Source organism: Pseudomonas sp. ADAK13 (assembly GCF_012935715.1).
GTDB lineage: Bacteria > Pseudomonadota > Gammaproteobacteria > Pseudomonadales > Pseudomonadaceae > Aquipseudomonas.
This window is the reverse complement of record NZ_CP052860.1, coordinates 4,079,143-4,093,502: the sequence shown is the minus strand read 5'-3', so window position 1 is coordinate 4,093,502 and position 14,360 is coordinate 4,079,143. Positions and strand designations below refer to the sequence as shown.

13 protein-coding genes and 2 pseudogenes are annotated in these 14,360 nt (G+C 56.4%); 8 read left to right on the top strand and 7 right to left on the bottom strand.

Features of this window, described 5'->3' with window-relative positions; all coding sequences use genetic code 11:
• Positions 1–57: 57 nt before the first annotated feature.
• Positions 58–1,704, bottom strand: coding sequence for a malate dehydrogenase (quinone) (gene mqo, locus HKK54_RS18885; RefSeq protein ID WP_169387452.1), 1,647 nt, complete (start codon positions 1,702–1,704; stop codon positions 58–60).
• 493 nt (positions 1,705–2,197) lie between these two features.
• Between mqo and HKK54_RS18880 the strand changes: the two genes are divergently transcribed.
• Positions 2,198–3,385: an MFS transporter gene (locus tag HKK54_RS18880; protein WP_169387451.1), complete on the top strand. Its 1,188-nt coding sequence runs from the start codon at positions 2,198–2,200 to the stop codon at positions 3,383–3,385.
• A 101-nt stretch (positions 3,386–3,486) separates the two neighbouring features.
• On the opposite strand, the gene HKK54_RS18875 is transcribed toward HKK54_RS18880, so the two are convergent.
• The gene (locus HKK54_RS18875; protein WP_169387450.1) at positions 3,487–3,708 is read right to left on the bottom strand and encodes a hypothetical protein; all 222 of its coding nucleotides are present in this window, start codon (positions 3,706–3,708) and stop codon (positions 3,487–3,489) included.
• 145 nt (positions 3,709–3,853) lie between these two features.
• On the bottom strand, positions 3,854–4,219 hold the full coding sequence (locus HKK54_RS18870; protein WP_169387449.1) for a DUF6124 family protein: 366 nt from the start codon (positions 4,217–4,219) through the stop codon (positions 3,854–3,856).
• Positions 4,220–4,640: 421 nt separating this feature from the next.
• Here HKK54_RS18870 and HKK54_RS18865 point away from each other — a divergent pair, with 421 nt between their 5' ends.
• Both HKK54_RS18865 and HKK54_RS18860 read left to right on the top strand, forming a co-directional pair.
• On the top strand, positions 4,641–4,976 hold the full coding sequence (locus tag HKK54_RS18865; protein ID WP_169387448.1) for a GrlR family regulatory protein: 336 nt from the start codon (positions 4,641–4,643) through the stop codon (positions 4,974–4,976).
• A gap of 100 nt (positions 4,977–5,076) precedes the next feature.
• Positions 5,077–5,286: pseudogene (locus HKK54_RS18860) on the top strand (pyocin activator PrtN family protein).
• Positions 5,287–5,317: 31 nt separating this feature from the next.
• On the opposite strand, the gene HKK54_RS18855 reads toward HKK54_RS18860, so the two are convergent.
• Positions 5,318–6,652 carry a hypothetical protein gene (locus tag HKK54_RS18855; protein WP_169387447.1) on the bottom strand — a complete coding sequence of 445 codons (1,335 nt, stop codon included), beginning with the start codon at positions 6,650–6,652 and terminating at the stop codon, positions 5,318–5,320.
• A 276-nt stretch (positions 6,653–6,928) separates the two neighbouring features.
• On the opposite strand from HKK54_RS18855, the gene dusA reads away from it, so the two are divergent.
• From dusA to tal, 3 genes and pseudogenes are all read left to right on the top strand, one after another.
• Positions 6,929–7,915, top strand: a complete 987-nt coding sequence (gene dusA / locus HKK54_RS18850) for a tRNA dihydrouridine(20/20a) synthase DusA (protein WP_169387446.1) — start codon at positions 6,929–6,931, stop codon at positions 7,913–7,915.
• Between the two features lie 263 nt (positions 7,916–8,178).
• Positions 8,179–9,125, top strand: a pseudogene (locus tag HKK54_RS18845) (IS110 family transposase).
• A gap of 294 nt (positions 9,126–9,419) precedes the next feature.
• Positions 9,420–10,346: a transaldolase gene (gene tal / locus HKK54_RS18840; RefSeq protein WP_010176330.1), complete on the top strand. Its 927-nt coding sequence runs from the start codon at positions 9,420–9,422 to the stop codon at positions 10,344–10,346.
• Between the two features lie 87 nt (positions 10,347–10,433).
• On the opposite strand, the gene rssC is transcribed toward tal, so the two are convergent.
• The 3 genes from rssC to HKK54_RS18825 all read right to left on the bottom strand — a co-directional run bounded on the left by rssC (position 10,434) and on the right by HKK54_RS18825 (position 13,133).
• Entirely contained in the window at positions 10,434–10,916 is a 483-nt protein-coding gene (gene rssC, locus HKK54_RS18835; protein WP_003218919.1) for an anti-sigma factor antagonist RssC, read from the bottom strand.
• Complete coding sequence (gene rssB / locus HKK54_RS18830) at positions 10,916–12,097, bottom strand: two-component system response regulator RssB (protein WP_003218921.1); 1,182 nt, start codon at positions 12,095–12,097, stop codon at positions 10,916–10,918. The genes rssC and rssB overlap by 1 nt, the downstream gene beginning before the upstream one ends.
• Positions 12,098–12,443: 346 nt before the next feature.
• Positions 12,444–13,133, bottom strand: coding sequence for an MlaA family lipoprotein (locus HKK54_RS18825; protein ID WP_029616133.1), 690 nt, complete (start codon positions 13,131–13,133; stop codon positions 12,444–12,446).
• A 196-nt stretch (positions 13,134–13,329) separates the two neighbouring features.
• On the opposite strand from HKK54_RS18825, the gene HKK54_RS18820 reads away from it, so the two are divergent.
• Both HKK54_RS18820 and HKK54_RS18815 read left to right on the top strand, forming a co-directional pair.
• Positions 13,330–13,941 (top strand): HAD family phosphatase, encoded by a 612-nt coding sequence (locus HKK54_RS18820; protein WP_169387445.1) that lies wholly within the window; start codon positions 13,330–13,332, stop codon positions 13,939–13,941.
• Positions 13,942–14,051: 110 nt separating this feature from the next.
• Positions 14,052–14,318 (top strand): DUF4404 family protein, encoded by a 267-nt coding sequence (locus HKK54_RS18815; RefSeq protein WP_003218929.1) that lies wholly within the window; start codon positions 14,052–14,054, stop codon positions 14,316–14,318.
• The last annotated feature ends 42 nt before the right edge of the window (positions 14,319–14,360 follow it).

The window sequence follows — 14,360 nt, the reverse complement described above, 5'->3', positions numbered from 1 at the left end:
CCGGTTCAGCGGGCTTTTCACATCGGCGGGGTCCTGAGTCAGGACCTCACCCACGTCTTACAGTGCGATGTCAGAAGCGGGCTTGCTTGGCTCAGCCGCAGGCTTGGCAGCCTCGGTGGCTTTAGGCGCAGTCAGCTGCGGAATCGCTGGTGGAGGCGTCAGCTGCAGAATGTTGGCGGTGTAGGCCCATTCTTTAGCCACAGCTTCAGGGCTGTCGTTCAGCTTGGTGCCGTAGCTCGGCACGATCTGGTGCAGCTTTTCCTGCCAGGCCGGGGACGCAACCTGTTCCTTGAACACTTTCTGCAGCACGGTCAGCATGATCGGAGCCGCGGTGGACGCGCCTGGCGATGCACCCAACAGGCCTGCAATGGTGTTGTCGGCGGAGCTGACCACTTCGGTACCGAGTTTCAGGACGCCGCCCTGTTCTTCGTCACGCTTGATGATCTGCACGCGCTGACCGGCTTGCCACAGGCGCCAGTCTTCTTTCTTGGCGTTCGGGAAGTACTCTTGCAGTGCCTTGAAGCGGTCGTCATCCGACAGCATCAGTTGGCCGGCGAGGTACTCGACCAGTGGGTATTCGCGGATACCGACTTTGGTCATTGGCCAGATGTTGTGGGTGGTGGTGCTGGTCAGCAGGTCCAGGTACGAGCCTTCTTTCAGGAACTTGGTCGAGAAGGTGGCGAATGGGCCAAACAGAATCACGCGCTTGCCATCCAGCACGCGGGTGTCCAGGTGCGGAACCGACATCGGCGGTGCGCCAACCGAAGCTTTACCGTAGGCCTTGGCCAGGTGCTGCTCGGCAATCGTTGGGTTATCGGTCACGAGGAACGAACCGCCCACAGGGAAACCGGCGTATTCCTTGGCTTCAGGAATGCCCGACTTCTGCAGCAGGTGCAGTGCACCGCCGCCGGCGCCGATGAACACGAACTTGGCGTCGGTTTCAGTCTTGGTGCCGTCTTTCAGGTTTTTGTAGCTGACACGCCAGGTGCCATCGGCGTTCTTGGTGATGTCCTGCACTTCGCTCGACAGTTTCAGGTCGAACTTCGGCGTAGTTTGCAGGTGAGCGACGAACTGGCGGGTGATCTCGCCGAAGTTCACGTCGGTACCGATTGGGGTCCAGGTGGCCGCGATTTTCTGGTTCGGGTCACGCCCTTCCATCATCAGCGGGACCCATTTCTTGATCTGCACCGGGTCTTCGGAGTACTGCATGCCGGCAAACAGCGGGCTCGCCTGCAGCGCTTCATAACGCTTCTTCAGGAACTTGATGTTGTCATCGCCCCACACAAAGCTCATGTGCGGTGTGGAGTTGATGAACGAACGCGGGTTCTTCAGGACGCCCTGCTGAACCTGCCAGGACCAGAACTGACGGGAGATCTGGAACGCTTCGTTGATCTCGACCGCTTTCGGGATTTCAACGTTGCCGTTCTTGTCTTCCGGGGTGTAGTTCAGCTCAGCCAGGGCCGAGTGACCGGTACCGGCGTTGTTCCAGCCGTTGGAGCTTTCTTCGGCCACGCCATCCAGGCGCTCGACCATCTCCATCGACCAGTCCGGTTGGAGCTCGTTGAGCCACACACCCAGGGTCGCACTCATGATGCCGCCGCCGATCAGCAGCACATCGACTTTCTTTGCCTCTTCCGCGTGAACGGAGGTGATCCCCATCGACAAAGCCAGCCCCAGCAGGGCAGTGTTTACTTTTTTAAACATCAGTAGCACCTATGATAGAACGCCATCCGCCCCACTGCCCCTGATCATGGGCAACCCTCAATCACGCTGCGCCAGGCAACGCACCGCGGGGTTTGCACATTCATTCGGGGACCGCAGGGTGGGCACACAAGGCCGACGTATCGACCTCACTTTTATGTCCCTTCTGCGCTGACTTCTTATCATTATTGGCTTCAGCTACCTGGGCGACAGCCAACCGCCGGGACGTATACGGGTGTACGCACCGGAGAAAGACTAGACCAAGACGGCGCGCAGAATATCACGGCAAACCGCCGATATGCGCTGTTTGGCCAATTGACAGCTCTAAATCGCGGGTTTTAACGCGACAGTGTCAAGCCTGACAGGCGCGACGTGGCGTCACAGGCCGTTTGATGAAACTGAACTCTGCGGCAAAAGGCTGTTCTAGACACCTTCGCCGCTGCTTGCGTAGCATCGGCGACTGTCCTTCGTGCACTTCATCCAAACAGAGTTACCCATGACTATCCAGCAAACACCCGGGCACGTGCTGCCCGCGCGCAGCGCCGCCAAAATGGAAGCTGCCATGGCCGTGGGCGCCTTCGCGATCGGCACCGGCGAATTCGCCATCATGGGCCTGATGCCCGACATCGCCCACAATTTGAACTTGAGTGAACCCCAGGTCGGCCACGCCATCAGCGCCTACGCGTTGGGCGTGATGGTCGGCGCCCCGCTGCTGGCCATCCTCGGCGCCAAACTGCTGCGCAAACACATGCTGCTGTTGCTGATGGGCCTGTATGCCCTGGGCAACCTCGCCACCGCCTTCACCCCGACTTTCGGTTCGCTGGTGGCCTTCCGCTTCATCAGCGGGCTGCCCCATGGCGCCTACTTCGGTATTGCCGCCGTGGTCGCCTCCAGCATGGTGCCCAACGACAAACGCGCCGGCGCCGTGGCCCGCGTGATGATGGGCCTGACCCTGGCCATGCTGCTCGGCAACCCCATCGCCACCTTCCTCGGCCAACACCTGGGCTGGCGCTCGGCGTTCGCGCTGGTCAGCGCCATCGCCGTGTGCACCATCGCGCTGGTCTGGCAATTCGTACCGGATCGCCACGACGAACCCCGCAGCGACCCGCGCAAAGAACTGCGCGCTTTCACCAAACCCCAGGTGTGGATGGCGCTGTCCATTGGCGCTATTGGTTTTGCCGGGATGTTCTGCGTGTTCAGCTACCTGGCGCCGACCATGCTCGAAGTGACCAAAGTCTCGCCGCAGTGGATTCCATTCGGTCTGGCCGCGTTTGGCGTAGGCGGCATCATCGGCAACATCGCCGGCGGCAAGCTGTTTGATCGCCTGCAATTTCGCGCCGTGGGCTGGATTATGGTGTGGTCGATGGCCGTGCTGATTTTCTTCACCTTCGCCGCGAGTTCGCTGTGGGGCGTACTGCTGGGCATCGGCCTGGTCGGCACGATGATCGCCATGGCCGCGCCGCTGCAAATCCGCTTGATGGACATTGCGCATGAGGCACCGAGCCTGGCGGCGGCGTCCAACCACGCGGCGTTCAACCTGGCGAATGCGCTGGGGCCGTGGTTGGGTGGGATGGCGATTACAGCGGGGTATGGGTGGACCAGCACGGGCTATATTGGCGCGGCTACGGCGCTGGTTGGGTTGGGTATTTACCTGATCGCACGGCGTATGAAGGGCGGGCACTAACGGCACACCTCCAAAGCCCACCCACGATCCAATGTGGGAGCGGGCTTGCTCGCGAAAGCGGTGGGTCAGTCAATGAGTAAATGACCGCCCCACCCGCTCAATCAGTCATCATGCATCAACCCCGAACCATACTCCCCGTAACTGCTCCCAAGCGCATTGCCCCCAAAATTCATCTTGGTGGCTTTGCTGGGGCTGTGGTCACCAAAGGCCTGGCATCCACCAGTGAAACAAGGGTCGCTGCTCACGTCCGACGAACCCGTCGAACAAGCGCTCAACAGCAACGCGCCGGCAACCATCACGACTTTGACGAGGTTGGAGATCATTTTTCAGTTCCCTGTGGGATGGAGGCACGGAGGTCCTCTCTTGAAGAGGATCGTAAACCTCAAAAGCGCAGGGAATTATGAAACTTTGCTGGGTGACAGGATGGGTTCAGGTTGCCGCCTTGGGGTAAGGCGGCAGGGTTAGGCGTCAGGCTGTGACGGCACTGGATGCAGGCGCGACTTGCTCCAGGGCTCGGTCAACGAGTAGAGCACTCAGGTCGATTAGCTGCTGGATGCCCAGGACGATGGCGCGATGGGGTTCATCGAGGTCGAAAGCCAGAGTTGCAGCCATTTGGTTGGCGGACTCCAGGTTTTCGGCGGCGTTGGCTAGGAGGGTTTCGGTGTCTATGTCGGGGCTGACGAGGAATAGATTGCTGCTTGGTTGCTCGGCGGATGCGTCGTCATCAGATGACGGCAAGTAATGATGGATAGCGCGCTGGGCCGCCGTTTGAAGCTTGGCATCAGTGGGGGCAGCATTTGAGGCGAGAGGCGGATTCGGCGTGACTTTGAACATGGCGAAGCTCCTTAACTATTCAGGAACTGCCAATCTCACTTCCACATGAGGGTGGCAGCTGTACGCAGGTGTGGAAGACCAGGGCTAAGGACCCGGCGCACCGAAGTGCCCCGCGCACAGCCGCCATAACACATGATACAGGCGTAAAAAAACGCCGGTAGGTGTTTATAGGCGATTGCGTCTTAGCTGGTACGGACTTCCACATCCGGCCGCTGGGTTTCCAGCGGTTTGAGGAGGTTAGCGATGCGAGGTCTGAGGGGCAAGCTGAGAAAAGTGTGGGAAATTTCCCTGAGAATTTCGGACCACTTTTTTCTCAGGACACACATTAAGTAACATTTCCACGTATGTAACCTTCCTAATAAATTGCTAATTCCTAGCAGGGAGCTAGCATAAAAACGCCATTAATCTAGGAATTATGAAAATGTCTAACGGTATTTTTTCAGTAGCTTTTAGATCTAACCGCCCAGATCACGGAGACGGTCTCGTAGTAATCAAAGACGGTTCCGTTAATGGAGGAGACCCCAACTATCTTTATCAAGGACAAGTACCGACCACCTCAGGATCTTTTACTGGACAGTTTAAGGTCAGCATGTGGCGTGCGGGCAATACAAATGTCGCAGGTGTTGACAACTACATTTTAAATGCCAACGGCAATATCGATTATGAAGGTGGAACCGTTTCACTATCCGGCACAGTAGAAGGGGCACCTCACGTCCAAATAACCCTTCATGGAAAACGGGTCGCGCCAGCTGCCTAATTATGCATTCAAGTTAGACGCCCCGTCGGTCATCTAACTTGCTTTAATCGACGCCCGCCCGAATAAAACGCATATCGGGGCGTGACCACCATATCTCGACATTATTTGCAATGACCACATGAGCCTTACAGGCGAAAAATTCAAGCGGAAATGTTTGGATGGCGAAATTGATATACCAATTTTTCGTCTTGGCGCAGATGGCCAGAAAGCGGCACTTTGAATTTACATAAGAGACCTAGCAGATTACATTGATCGACAACGCGAAAAAGCTACAACTGAGCGAAGGATGCTTATGGGAAAAGCAGCCTAACCTACAGAGTCCGACTTTAACCAAATCGAACTCAATCCGCCTCATCACAAAAGGCATCATCATTGTAAATCCCAATAGATCTTGTGTAACATCCAGGCGCTCCGCGCACATACATTTCCTTACTGAACTGCACTCCACGCCCCTCAACAACACATCTCATATTCCCAGCCTCATTCAATGGTGCTTCCAAAGAACCCGGCACACAGTCAAACACCACCCTAAGCAAACTTTCAGCAATCTCTCTAAAGCTATCTTCAGCAATTGCTATATCCTCTTCCGAATTCACGTTAAGCACGAGCTTCACGTGCCTTACGACACCCTCCCCACCTCTTATATAATAGGAAATATTGGAAGAGCGAAAGTTAGCACCTACCTCAACATACTTTGAGCTTCCGAACCAATTCTCGTACCCATATGCAGGTCTATACGTATCAATCTCCAACCGAAAACCATACAAAAATTTTCGAGCTTCTCGAGGGCCCCAGCCATCAGCGCTAGCTACCGGCAAAGGTTTTTTTTCTCTGATTCTTCGGTATTTCATAGAAACAATTGAAGCTTTGATCTCCGCGGGGCCTGATGCGGACCAGTTATACAGTTCTAATAGCCACTGCTGCATCAACTCGACATCTGTTCTAAACAACAGCAATGCAGTCCGTTTGGCGTAAGCCGCTGTCTTCTCATCCTTCAACCTCAATCCTATTTGAGCAAATGCGATATCGTACGCACCGTATAGCCCAAACAAATAAAGAAAAGGAAAAAACATAAAGGTGAGAATTACCGGACCAAAGAAATCCTTAAAATTTGACGCACTTGCAAAAGAATTAAAATCATTGACCATTTCAAAAGCCGCATTAGTTAAATATGCGACACCTATCACGACAACCAAACGTTCTAAAAACTTTGTAAGTATTGCATTTTTTTCTTCACGGGAGGAAACCGCGCCAAGCAAACTCAGAAATAAAACAAGCGGAACGAGAAAAACCTCCACCCACAAAGAAAAAGAATAGAGACTAGTAACGAACACCACGATAGCCGTCGGCTTTACTGCTCCGCTAACAAGCCCACTAAAAAAAGACCTGTCGGATCTAATCTTAGACAAGCTAAACATTGAGCTGAAGGAAAACGTCACCCCCCATACAATGGTAGTTTTGAGATTTGCATACTCCCACAATTCAACTCGATACAGACCGTAAACACAGACAGCCATCCATAGAGAAGCCAGCGAAAAAAAACTTAAAAAATGACGATTAAAAAAAGCTTTAAAAACTTCAAGTAAATTACTCCTAACATCCCTCTTAAGACACATAGCAGTAATAGCCAACACGGTCCAAATTATTATTGAAACCTCACGATTATTCAGTTCCATTTCCCCTCCCCAAGAATCAAAAAAATCGTCTCAGTTTCTAATATAGTCTTTTTAACCATGACCACTTTTCATAAAAATTTCCACTCTCCCTCAAGCTCGGGATATCGGGGTCAGACCCCGATATCTGGCGCAATGGCCAGCTTCTGATCCTTTGCATATTTCACACGCGTTAACGTTACGTCCAACGTGGTCAGGAGCGCATCACACACCTCCCCGACACCCGCAATGCTTCCCTGATAAACTGCACACCATTCGCCTCGCTGACTCAGATTCCCCATGCCCCTACAAAAAGCTCCCCTCTCCCGCCGCTTCTCCGTTGCGCCGATGATGGATTGGACGGACAGACACTGCCGCTTCTTCCTGCGCCTACTGTCCAAAAACGCCCTCCTCTACACCGAGATGGTGACCACCGGCGCAATCCTCCACGGCGACCACGAACGCTTCCTGCGCCACAACGAGGCCGAGCACCCGCTTGCCTTGCAGTTGGGCGGTAGCGTTCCTGCCGACCTGGCCGCCTGTGCCCGCATGGCCCAGGACGCCGGCTACGACGAGGTGAACCTCAATGTCGGCTGCCCCAGCGACCGGGTGCAAAACAACATGATCGGCGCGATCCTGATGGCACACCCTGCGTTGGTGGCGGATTGCGTAAAGGCCATGCAGGACGCGGTGTCGATCCCGGTGACGGTAAAGCACCGCATCGGTATCAATGGCCGGGACAGTTACGCCGAGCTATGCGACTTCGTCGGCCAGGTGAAAAACGCGGGCTGCACCAGTTTCACCGTGCATGCGCGAATCGCCATTCTGGAAGGTCTGTCACCGAAGGAGAATCGGGACATTCCGCCATTGCGCTACGACGTGGCGGCGCAGTTGAAGCAGGATTTCCCGGAGCTTGAGATCATTCTCAACGGCGGGATCAAGACCCTTGAGCAGTGCCAGGAGCATCTGCAGACGTTCGACGGTGTGATGCTGGGCCGTGAGGCTTATCACAATCCGTATTTACTGGCCGAGGTGGATCAACAGCTGTTTGGCAGCACTGCGCCGGTGATCACGCGCGCCGAGGCGTTGGCGCAGTTGCGTCCTTATATAGCCGAGCATCTGGCGACAGGTGGCTCGATGCATCACATCACGCGCCATGTTCTGGGACTGGGGACGGGTTTTCCGGGGGCTCGGAAGTTTCGGCAGTTGTTGTCGGTGGATATTCATAAGGCCAGTGATCCGCTGGCGTTGCTGGATAAGGCGGGGGAGTTGTTGGAGGGGCGGTGAGTTGGGTGTCAGTGGGTTTATCTGGCGGCTGACAGGACGCTTTCGCGAGCAAGCCCGCTTGTATGCTAGGACTTGAAGGGAGGAGGAGGGACAAAGCCCGATTCTGACTGTTGGCGCAGTACAGACCGTGGGAGATTTCGCCCCTCCTCCTTTCACCCAAGCGCCGATAAAGAATGCATCTGGCTATGACCGACGATAGGAACAAGCCTGCGCCTCTGGGTGAGCCCTTCAAGTGCTCAAAACCATAGCCCGGAGGAAGTCCCATGGCAATGCCAGTTCCTGTCTCAAAGCCGATCATTGGCGTCGATGTTGCTAAAAATGAGCTGGTGATTTACCACGCCGAGCTCGACCTGTTGGAAGTGATCCCCAACAACAAAACCGCCATTAAAAAATGGCTGAAAGCCCTGCCGGGCGCTGTGTCCGTTGCGATTGAAGCGACCAACATATATCACCTGGAGTTCGCTGACCTGGCCTATGAAGCTGGTTGCGTGATCTACATGGTGGGCGGTTATGAGCTCAGCCATTATCGTAAAGGTGTGAATATCCGGGCTAAGACCGACGCCCAGGATGCCAAGTTGCTTGCTCGCTATCTAAAAAACGAAGCCGATGAACTTCGCCCTGGACGCCGCCATCTCCCCTGTATCGCCAGCTTTTGAGTCTTTTTCGTCGCCGGGCGGCGCTGGTTCAGGCACGCGTCAGCCTGACTCAAAGTTGGGCGAATGAGCCGTTGCTGAAGGCCTCTTTTGCCGAGCAAATGAAGTCGATGCAAAAGCTAGAAAGCCTGATTGAAAAGATGATCGCTGATCGGCTGAAAGAAGCTGGACTATCGGATCAACTAAAGCGTTGCCTGAAAGTTGAAGGTATCGGCTTTTTGACTGGGGCCCGTTTGGTTACCAGCTTCCAACGCGGTGATTTTAGAAACGCGGACGCGTTTATCGCTTTCTTGGGTATGGATTTACGCGTTTCTAAGTCAGGACAGAAAGATAATCGTCGCAGCTTGAGCAAGCGTGGCGACTCAGAAGCGCGTCGTCTTTTGCACAACGCAGCAATGGCGGCCAGCCGAACGGCTGCATGGAAGGAGTTTTATCAAGCACAACGGGCGCGGGGTTATAGCACCACTCAGGTACTGGTAATGCTGGCCCGTAAGCTTGCTCGAGTGGTATTTGCATTGCTGAAAGGACAAAGCGAATACCAACCAAAGGTTGGTTGAGGGTTGCCCCTCAACCATAGAATCTCCCACATTTTGGGTGGGGGTGTGTCAGGGAGATTGGTGTAGTTTTGAGGGCCTCATCGCAGGCAAGCCAGCTCCCACAGTTTAGCGGGGTGGTCATCGGGCAGTTGGGTTGAACCTGCCGGCTGTTTTGGCCTCCTATCCAGCAGTAGCCGGTGATTCAAACGGCTGTTTTCAGGTTGTTGCCCTCGCAAACGATCGAATGCATTTGCGCCCTTGAGCGGCTGTCAGCGCTCGGGTAATGTCATCAGACCCACAGGACAGAGCACGCCCATGACTTCCAAGCTGGAACAACTCAAGCAATTCACCACTGTAGTAGCCGATACCGGCGATTTTTCTACCCTCGCCAAGCTCAAGCCGCAAGACGCCACTACCAACCCTTCCCTGCTGCTCAAGGCCGCGTCGATCCCAGGCTACGCCAAGCTGCTGGACGAGGCTGTTGCCGACTGCAACGGTGACGTAGGCCTGGCCAGCGACCGTTTCGCGGTGGCCGTCGGCCAGGAAATCCTCAAAGTGGTGCCCGGCCGCATTTCCACTGAGGTGGATGCCCGCCTGTCGTTCGACACCGACGCCGTACTCAAGCGCGCGCACCGTCTGATCGACCTGTACGACAAGGCCGGCATTGGCCGCGACCGTGTGCTGATCAAGATCGCTTCCACCTGGGAAGGCATCCGCGCTGCCGAGCAACTGGAGAAGGAAGGCATCCAGACCAACCTGACCCTGCTGTTCTCCTTCGCCCAGGCCGTGGCTTGCGCTGAAGCCGGCGTGTTCCTGATTTCGCCGTTCGTGGGCCGTATCTACGACTGGTACAAGAAGGCCAACGGCAACGACTACACCGGTTCCGATGATCCGGGCGTGCAGTCGGTGACGCGCATCTACAACTACTACAAGGCCAATGGCTACAAGACCGTGGTGATGGGTGCGAGCTTCCGTAACCTGAGCCAGATCGAGGAGCTGGCCGGTTGCGACCGCCTGACCATCAGCCCGGACTTGCTGGAAAAACTGGCCGCCGACAACGGCAAACTGGAGCGCAAGCTGGCGCCGGGCCACGCGGGCGAAGCTCGTGTGCACTTGACCGAAGCGCAGTTCCGTTGGGAATCCAACGAAGATGCGATGGCCACCGAGAAACTGGCCGAGGGTATTCGTCAGTTCGCCCGCGACCAGGAAAAACTCGAAGCGCTGTTGACCGCCAAGCTCTAAAAACGGGCGACGGCAAAAAGGGCGGTACCCTCGCGGGTACCGCCCTTTTTCGTGCCTGGCTCTTTTTTAAAAGAGGCAGCTATAAACTCAATGCCGTTCCAGCGCATTCACCAGGTCGTGGAACGCCTCGCGGTTGGAGTCGTTCAAGCCCATCAGGATCTTGTGGGCTTCCAGCACCTTGACCCGTACCACTTCCTCGGACTGGTCCTGGGACGGCAGGTCGGTCAGGCATTCCGGGCACGGGATCGGGCGGTCAACGATGTTGAACACCTGATCGAAGCCCATGGACTGCAACAGACGGGTGATGTCTTCGTGGGTGGTGACGACGGTCGGCAGCAGTCCGACCTTCTGCCGAGACAGAATGGACAACTTGGCCAACAGCCCAAGGGTGGTGCTATCGATGCTGCGGGTTTCGGTCAGATCGATCACGATCGCCGAGAAATTCAAGGCTGTGAAAATCCGCTCAATCGTCGCATCCAGCGCCGAACACAAGGTCAGGCGCACTTCACCGACAAACTTAAGGACAAAAGTCCCGTCTTGCTCGGCGAACTGGATTCTTCCGGTACTCATCAAAGATTCCTGCTCAACACCAATAGGGCGATATCATCCGGCATCTCCCCTAGCGTGGCCAATCCAAAAACCTGCCGCAGGCCATCCAGGCTGCCGCCCGCCGACCTGACCCGTTGGGGTAAGGCGGCTTCTTTCTCTTTGAGTGTAGGCTCTGGCAAAAGGTCCAGGATACCGTCAGACATCAGCGTCAGGCTGAACGTCGGCGGCAGTTCCAGGATGTGGTCTTCGTAGGTGGCTTCATTGAACAAGCCCACAGGCAAACCACGCCCTTCCAGGTAGCGCACACTGTCTGGAGTGTATAAAACCGGCAATGGCAGGTGACCGCCAATGCTGTAGGTCAAAAGACCCGTTTCTTCATCAATCACGCCGCCGACCATCGTCACGTGCTTGCCCAGCTTGCAGCTGATCAGGCCCCGGTTGATGTGGCCCAGCACTTGCGAAGGGGTGAACTCCGGCAAGGTGCCATTGCGCTTGGATTCGAACAACAGCCGTGTGGTCATGAACTTCAACAACACGGTGACGAATGCCGAGGAGGCGCCGTGGCCGGAAACGTCGGCCAGGTAGAACGCGACACGCCGCTCGTCAACGCGGAAGTAGTCGACAAAATCACCCGACAGGTACAACGACGGGATGATCTGGTGGGCAAACTTGAATTCGTCGATGCTCCACGGGCTCACCGGCAACATGTTCATCTGCACCTGGCGACCGGCGTTCTGGTCTTCCTGGAGCAGGTTCAGGCTGGCTTCGAGTTCGCGGTTGGCGGTTTCGAGCTTTTCACGGTAACGCTGGTTTTCCAGCAGCAACCGTGCACGATCCAGGGCGCGGCGCACCGAGTGCTCCAGCACGGCCAGGTCTTCCAGGGGCTTGATCAGGTAGTCGGCGGCGCCCAGGCGCAACGCCTCGACGGCATCGTTCATCACGCCGGCACCGGACACGACGATCACCGGCGTCTGCGGGGCAATGTCGGTCACCTGGCGGATCAGCTCAAGACCGCCGACCTGAGGCATGCGCAGGTCGCAGATAACCAGGTCGGGCTTGTCGCGCTCGAACACCTGGAGACCCTGGAGGCCGTTGCTGGCCTGCAGGACGCTGAAGCCACTGTCTTCCAAATAGGCCGCGAGACTCGCGCGCACTACTTCGTCGTCATCGATTATCAGCAGCGTGGCACTGGTTTTTTGCATGTGGGCAAACGGCGCCAGAATTAGGTTGGCGTAGGCAGCTCGACAATGGCCGGGCTTACTACTGGATTCGCTTTCTAGCCTCTCTGTCCTACAAAGTGCCGGGATATTGCCCATGCACAAAGGTAAAGCAGAGGTGCCCTTCTAAGGCGCAGACGGTACTCCCATCCGCCAGGGGTTTCAAGCTCATGCCGATGGTCGCCGGGCGTCTTTACATCGCAAATCACCGGTAGTTATAAGAACGTATAAAACCGCGACTTAAAGTAAGGACGTAACCCACGGATAAACCTCGAATCCCGCCCACGAAAAAGGCGACCCGAGGGCCGCCTTTTTCATTTAAGCCCGAGGCTTAAAAGTCGTCTACAACCTTGCCATCCTTGACCTTGAACTCGCGATTCTGCAAGTAGGCGTTACGGATAAAGGTGTATTTGTCGCCGCTGATCAGCTTCTCGGAGGACAGCAGGCTGGCACGGGTGTCGACGATATTCAGGCCGAAGGTGCTGTTGCGCCAGCCGATATCGTTCATGTAACGGTAGGGCTGGGTGTAGCTGTCCACGTACTTGGACGGCGCATCACGCAGGGTGCTTGGGCCCAGCAGCGGCAGCATCACGTAAGGACCGCTGCCAACGCCCCAGTGGCCGAGGGTCTGGCCGAAATCTTCGTCATTGCGTTGCAGCCCCATTTTGGTGCCGACATCAATGAAGCCCAGCACGCCGAACGTGGTGTTCACCAGCAAGCGGGCAGTGTCGACGCCAGCAGCGTGCGGCTTGAGTTGCAACACGTCGTTGGCAAAGTTGCCGACGTCGCCGATGTTGCGGAAGAAGTTGTGGACGCCGTCCTGCACAAATTGCGGGGTCACGAACTGATAGCCTTGAGCCAACGGCTTGAGGGCGTAGGTGTCAACGGTGTCGTTGAAGGTGAAGATCGGGCGGTTGACGCTTTCCCATGGATCATCTTCCGAGGCCGCCTGGGCCGCGAAAGGAACCAGCAATACGCTGGCACATACGGATAGCTGAGCTAGACATTGGCTCCAGCGCATAGCTTGAACTCCTTGAATGGTCTGTCATGGGCGCTATGCCCTGAATGTGGCCGTCAGTATATGACGGAAGTGTCAGATTAGGCAGCCTTGCAGAAATGTCATTCCGGTAAATGCACAAAATTCCTACAAATAGAACCGATGTAACCTGCTTGTCATCGGCGTCCGCTAGCGTGACTGCTATTTCAGGGACGTCGAAATGCCCCACGCCGAAGTTGTTGTTGCCAGCGCCCCGTCCTTGACGGCCGTACTGTTCGGGCTGAGTGGCTGCCTGGTGGACTTTGGTTCCCAGGCCCGTGCCGACTCCGCCCCCTCAACCGACACACACGCCACTGTCGGCGCGCTGAAGATCCTGCGCAGCCTCGAAGAACAGCGCGTCCCGTGCGCCTGGCTGGACGAACTCCCCGTGGCGGTTTCCACGCCCCTGGCCGCCGGGCTGCCCCGCTGGGTCAAGGCCACTCAGCCCTCCTCCACCCGCTGGCCCGCGCCCCATGCGTGCTGGCAGGCATTGATGGAACTGAATATCGAACGCCTGGAAGGCTGCGTCCTGGTCAGTGGCGAGCCGCGCCTGCTGCAATCAGGGCTCAACGCCGGCCTGTGGACCATCGGCCTGGCTTCCTGCGGCTCGCTGTGCGGGCTTTCGCCGGCGCACTGGCAGGCACTCACCGAGAAGGAGCGCGAACAGAAGCGCGCCAAGGCCACTGTCGCGCTCTATGGCCTGGGCGTGCATTCGGTGATTGACCACCTCGGCGAACTGCCCACCTGCCTGGCAGACATCAGCCTGCGCCAGCTCAAGGGCGAGAAGCCCTGATCGAGATCATGCACAGTCGGCGCCAGTGGATTAATCTACAGGTCAGCCCGTAGACCTTTCACGGCGTGCCGCGGTCTATGCCAGTGCCTATCGATAAAAGGAAGAACGCCATGCCTGCCCGCGAACAACTGCAAGAACAGGTCAAAATTTTGCGCGAGCAATTGGATCAGAATCCAGAAATGCCACTCGAAAAGCGCGAAGAGCTGCAAACACTGATTGCTGAACTGGAAGTTCAGGAGCCGTTGGAAGGCGCCATTCAGGATCCGAGTATCGCCGACGGTGTGAACCTGGCGGTGGAACGCTTTGAGTTGGACCACCCGGGGATTGCCGGGACCTTGCGCAATATTGTGGTGACCCTGGGTAACATCGGGATCTAATAGCCCGACACCTATCAAATGTGGGAGCGGGCTTGCTCGCGA